The 5762-nt window shown below is 72.0% G+C and carries 1 protein-coding gene; it reads right to left on the bottom strand.

Annotated features, from left to right (window positions below; all coding sequences use genetic code 11):
* Positions 1 to 5762 (bottom strand): type I polyketide synthase (locus tag AD72_RS34665; protein WP_031470887.1); only part of this gene is annotated, 5762 nt, incomplete at both ends.

The raw sequence follows: 5762 nt of genomic DNA on the forward strand, positions 1-5762 counted from the left end.
GCCCGGTACAGACCCGACCCCATCCCCCAACGCTGCGAACCCTGACCCGTGAACAGCGCCGCGAGGCGGCCGGTGACCGCCCTGCCGGTGACGATGTGGGGACCACGTCCGGTTTCGGCGAACGCGGCGAGTTCGGCCCGCAGCGCGGTGGCGTCCGTTCCCAGGATCACCGCGCGCCGTTCGTGTGCGGTGCGTGCCGTCGCCAGCGACCAGGCCACGTCGAGGGGATCGGCGGTGAGTTCGGCGAGCTGCGCGGCCTGGGCACGCAGAGCTTGTTCGGACCGGGCGGACAGCACCCATGGCAGCAGCGCGGGCGGTGCGGTCTCCCGCTCCTGTTCCGGTTCGGGAACCTGCTCCAGCACCACGTGGGCGTTGGTTCCGCTGAACCCGAAGGAGGACACACCGGCCCGGCGCGGGTGCTCGTTTTCCGGCCACGGCTGGGCTTCGGTGGCCACCCGGATGGCCCCGGCCGCCCAGTCGACCTGTGCGGAGGGAGCGTCGACGTGCAGGGTCGCGGGCACCACCCCGTTGCGCATCGCCTCGATCATCTTGATCACTCCGGCGACGCCCGCAGCGGCCTGGGTGTGGCCCAGGTTCGACTTCACCGAGCCGAGCAGCAGCGGTTCCGCACGGTCCCGGCCATAGGTCGCCAGCAGGGCCTGCGCCTCGATCGGATCACCGAGCCGGGTTCCGGTTCCGTGTGCCTCCACGACATCCACGTCCGTGCCGGAGAGTCCGGCATTGGCCAGTGCCTGGCGGATCACCCGCTGCTGGGCGGGACCGTTGGGCGCGGTGAGACCGCTGGAGGCGCCGTCCGAGTTCACCGCGGAACCCTTGAGCAGTGCCAGTACCGGGTGCCCGTTGCGCCGGGCATCGGAAAGCTTCTCCAGCAGCACGAACCCGGCGCCCTCCCCCCAGGCCACGCCGTCGGCGCCGTCCGCGAATGCCTTGCAGCGCCCGTCGATCGCCATCGCACGCTGTTTGCTGAAGTCCACGAACGGATCCGGGTTGGCCATGATCGTGACCCCACCGGCGAGGGCCAGCGAGCATTCCCCGGACCGCAGCGCCTGGCTCGCGAGGTGCATGGCCACCAGTGAGGAGGAGCACGCGGTGTCCACCGATACCGCGGAGCCCTCGAAGCCGAAGGTGTAGGCCACCCTGCCGGACATCATCGATCCGGAGGTCCCGGTGCCGAGCAGCCCCTCGACCTCTTCGGGGATCGTGGTCAGCCGGGAAGCGTACTCGTGGTAGATGGCACCGGTGAACACTCCGGTATCGCTGCCGCGCAAGGTTTCCGGCCGGATACCCGCCCGTTCGAAGGCCTCCCAGGCGATCTCCAGCAGCAGCCGCTGCTGCGGGTCCATGGCCAGCGCCTCGCGCGGCGAGATACCGAAGAACTCCGGGTCGAATTCTCCGGCCGAGGGCAGGAAACCACCGGTGTGCGGATGTGAAACCCCCTGTTTGCCCGGGGTCTGATCGAGCAAGGTGGCCAGGTCCCAGCCCCGGTCGGCGGGGAATTCGCCGCGGCCCTCGCGGCCCTCGGCGACCAGCCGCCACAGCTGTTCGGGGGTGTCCGCTCCTCCGGGGAACCGGCAGCTGGTCGCCACGATCGCGATCGGTTCCTCATCGTCGGCGACGCGGGCGCTGGTCCCGGGGCCCGCCGCGAGCTCCCCCACCAGTTCGGCGCGCAGATAACCGGCAAGCGCGACCGGAGTCGGATAGTCGAAGATCACCGTGGACGGCAGCCGCAGTCCCGTGGCGGAACCGAGCCGGTTGCGCAGTTCGACCGCGGTCAGCGAATCGAATCCGATATCCATGAAGCCGCGGCCGGGCTCGACCGTCGCCGCCGTGACATGCCCCAGCACCAGCGCGACCTGGCTGCGCACCAGGTCCAGCAGCTCGCGGTCCTGTTCGGCCCCGGTGAGTGCGGCGAGCCTGCGGGTGAACGAGGAATCCTGCCCTTCGCCCCGCTTGGCCGTGCGACGGCCCGGTTTCACCAGCGCGCCGAGCATCGGGGGCAGCGGTTCGCTCGCCGCGCTCGCCGCCAGCACCGGTTGGTCGAACCTCATCGGTACGGCCAGTGCCGGACCGGCCGCCAGTGCCGCGTCGAACAGGGCGAGCCCTTCCTCGACGGTCAGCGCCGGGGTGCCCGCGGAACGCAGCTGGGCCAGGTGCGCCTCCCCCATCGCCTCGCCCATACCCGCGGCCCACGGGCCCCAGGCCAGGGATTGACCGGCCAGACCGCGGGCCCTGCGCTGCGCGGCGAGCGCGTCCAGATACGCGTTGGCCGCCGCGTAGTTGCCCTGTCCGGGGGCACCGAGCACCCCCGCGGAGGACGAGAAGGTGAGGAACAGTTCGACGTCTCCGGCCAGCTCGTCCAGATGCCGTGCGGCATCCGCCTTCGGACCGAGCACGTAATCCAGCCGTTCCGGGGTGAGCGCGTCGATCGTGCCGTCGTCGAGCACCCCGGCGGCATGGACGACACCGGTCAGTTCGACCCCGTCGACTAGCGCGGCCACGGATCCGCGGTCGGTCACATCGCAGGCGGCCACCTCGACCTCGGCGCCCAGTTCGGTGAGTTCGGCACGCAGCTCGGGAACACCCGGCGCGTCCGGGCCGCGGCGGCTGGCGAGCAGCAGCTTCCGGATGCCGTGCTCCTCGGCCAGGTGGCGTGCCACCAGCGCGCCCAGTCCCCCGGTGCCGCCGGTGATCAGCACGGTGCGCGCGGGATCGAGTGCCCGCGGCATCGTGAGGGCGACCTTGCCGATATGCCTGGCCTGGCTCAGGAACCGGAACGCCTCGGGCGCCTCCCGTACATCCCAGGACCGCACCGGCAGCGGGGTCAGCGCGCCGGATTCGAACAACTCGGTCAGTGCGGCCCACATCTGCGCGATCCGTTCCGGACCGGCCTCGATCAGGTCGAAGGCCCGGTAGGTGACGCCCTCGGGTTCACGGATGTCGGTCTTGCCCATCTCCAGGAACCGCCCGCCCGCGGACATCGTGCGCAAGGACGCGTCGACGTATTCCCCGGCCAGTGCGTTCAGCACGACATCGATTCCGGTGAACCGGTCACCGAAGGCGAGGGTGCGGCTCGAGGCGATGTGTTCCTCGTCCAGCCCGGCCGCACGCAACACGTGCTGTTTGCCCTCGCTGGCCGTGCCGTAGATCTCCGCGCCGAGGTGCGTGGCCAGCTGGGTGGCGGCCATACCGACGCCTCCCGCGGCGGCATGGATCAGGATCGACTCCCCCGCACGCAGACCGGCGAGGTCGACGAGTGCGTAGTAGGCCGTGAGGAACACCAGCGGGGTGGTCGCGGCCTGTTCGTAGCTCCACTCCCCCGGTTTGCGGGTGAGCATCGGGCGTTCGGCGACCGCGACCGGTCCCGCCCCACCCGAGACGAGGCCCATGACCTCGTCCCCGGGGCGCAGATCGGTGACCTCCGTGCCGACCTCGAGCACGGTTCCGGCGAACTCGCTGCCAAGCAGCCCGGCCTCGCCCGGATACATGCCGAGCACGTTGAGCACGTCCCGGAAGTTCAGCCCGGAAGCGCGAACGGCCACCCGCACGCCGAGCGGGCCGAGCGGATCCTCGGTGACCGGTTCCAGGGTGAGCTGATCCAGCGTTCCCTTGCCCGCCATGCCGAGGCGCCAGTTGCCGGACGGTGGCTGCAGCCGACCGGCCGATTCCGGGGTGACCAGTCGCGGCACGCACAGCTCGCCCTCGCGCACGGCCAGCTGCGGCTCCTCGGTGGCCAGGACCGCCTCGGTGAGCTCGTCGGTGTCGGCGAGCCGGAACCGGCCGGGGTGCTCGGACTGTGCGCTGCGCACCAGTCCCCACACCGCGGCGGCCGCCGGGTCCAGCGCCGCCCCGGTGGTGTGAATGAGCAGCGTGGAATCGGTGAACCGCGGTTCGGCGAGGAAGGTCTGCAGTACGTCCAGCGTTTCCCCGGTCAGGGCGCGCACATCCGTGCCGGTGGCGTGGTGCACGACGAGCTCGGCCGCCTCGGGCCAGTTCGCCCACTCCGGAACCCGTTCGGCCGCGGTGACCGGCCGCCACACCACCTCGTGCAGCCCGTCCCGGACCGCGGACGGCCGGAGCTGACCGGCCGAGACCGGGCGCACCACAAGGGATCCGACGCCGGCGACCGGCGCACCGGTGCCATCGGCGGCGCGCAGGGTGACCGTATCCGTGCCGGACGGGGTCAGCCGCACCCGGAGCTCGGCGGCACCGGCGGCGTGCAATTCGACCTCGTTCCACGCGAACGGCAGCCGCGCCGGACCGTCCCCGGAGGCCAGGGCATGCAGGGCGGCGTCGAGCAACGCGGGGTGCAGGCCGAACCGGGACGCCTGCTCGCGGGCGCTCTCCGGAAGGGCAACCTCGGCGTAGACGTCTCCCTCGTGACGCCAGAGCGCGCGCAGGCCCTGGAAGGTCTCGCCGTAGTCCAGGCCCGCCGCGGCGAGCTCCGCGTACCGGCCGTCGAGCGGAACGGATTCGGCACCCGGCGGTGGCCATTCGGTCAGCTCCCAGTCCGGGGACACCGAGGACGCCGAAATTGATCCGATGGCGTGCAACGTCCAATCCCCCGCGCCGTGCGGTCGCGAGTGGACGGTCAGCCGCCTGCGGCCGGACTCGTCCGGTTCACCCGCCCACAACTGCACCTGCACCGCGCCGGTTTCCGGTACCACCAACGGGGTTTGCAGGGTCAGCTCGTCCAGGACGGCGAGCCCGGTCTCGTCGGCCGCCCGCACGGCCAGCTCGACCATCGCGGTGCCGGGCACCACGACCTGGCCGTGCACGACGTGCTCGGCCAGCCAGGGGTGGGTCCGCAGGGACAGGCTTCCGGTGAGCAGCAGCCCGTCGGCGTCGGCCACCGAGACGACCGCGCCGAGCAGCGGATGCTCGGCCGAACCGAGACCGAGACCGGCCGCGTCCCCGGTTCCCGCGGTGGCGGGCAACCAGTAACGCTCGCGCTGGAAGGCATACGTGGGCAGCTGCACGGGCCGCGCCCCGGACAGCATTTCCGCCCAGCCGACCGTGCCACCGTGCGTGTGCACCGCGGCCAGCGCCGCGACAAGAGTCTCGGGTTCCGGGCGGTCCCGGCGCAGGGCGGGAACGAACAGGCCGTCCGCGCATTCCTGTCCCGCGGCCGAGAGCACCCCGTCCGGGCCGAGCTCGAGAAACCGGGTGACACCGGCCTCGGCCAGCGTGCGGACCCCGTCGGCGAACCGGACGGCCTCCCGCACGTGCCGGACCCAGTAGCCGGGGTCGGTGATCTCGTCCGTTTCCGCGATCCGCCCGGTGACATTGGAGACCAGCGCGATGCTCGGCGCCCGGTAGGTGATGTTCGCGGCGACCGCGCCGAACTCGGCGAGCATGTCGTCCATCAGGGCGGAGTGGAAGGCGTGCGAGACCGGCAGTCGCTTGGTCCGCCGTCCGCGCTCGGTGAACCCGGCCTGCACCCGCCCGACGGCGTCCGCGGTGCCCGAGACCACGACCGCACGCGGGCCGTTGACGGCGGCGATATCGGCTCCGGGCGGCAAAGCGGCCCGGACCTCGTCCTCCTCGGCCTCCAGCGCGCACATCGCGCCGCCGCCGGGCAACGCGCTCATCAACCGGCCACGCGCGGCCACCAGTTCGGCCGCGTCCGCCAGTGACCACACCCCGGCCACGTGTGCGGCGGCCAGTTCCCCGATGGAGTGGCCGATGAGGAAGTCCGGGACGACGCCCCAGGATTCGACCAGCCGGTAGAGCGCGACCTCGAG

It is taken from the genome of Sciscionella sediminilitoris, from assembly GCF_000737195.2.
In the GTDB taxonomy this organism is placed as follows: Bacteria; Actinomycetota; Actinomycetes; order Mycobacteriales; family Pseudonocardiaceae; genus Sciscionella; species Sciscionella sediminilitoris.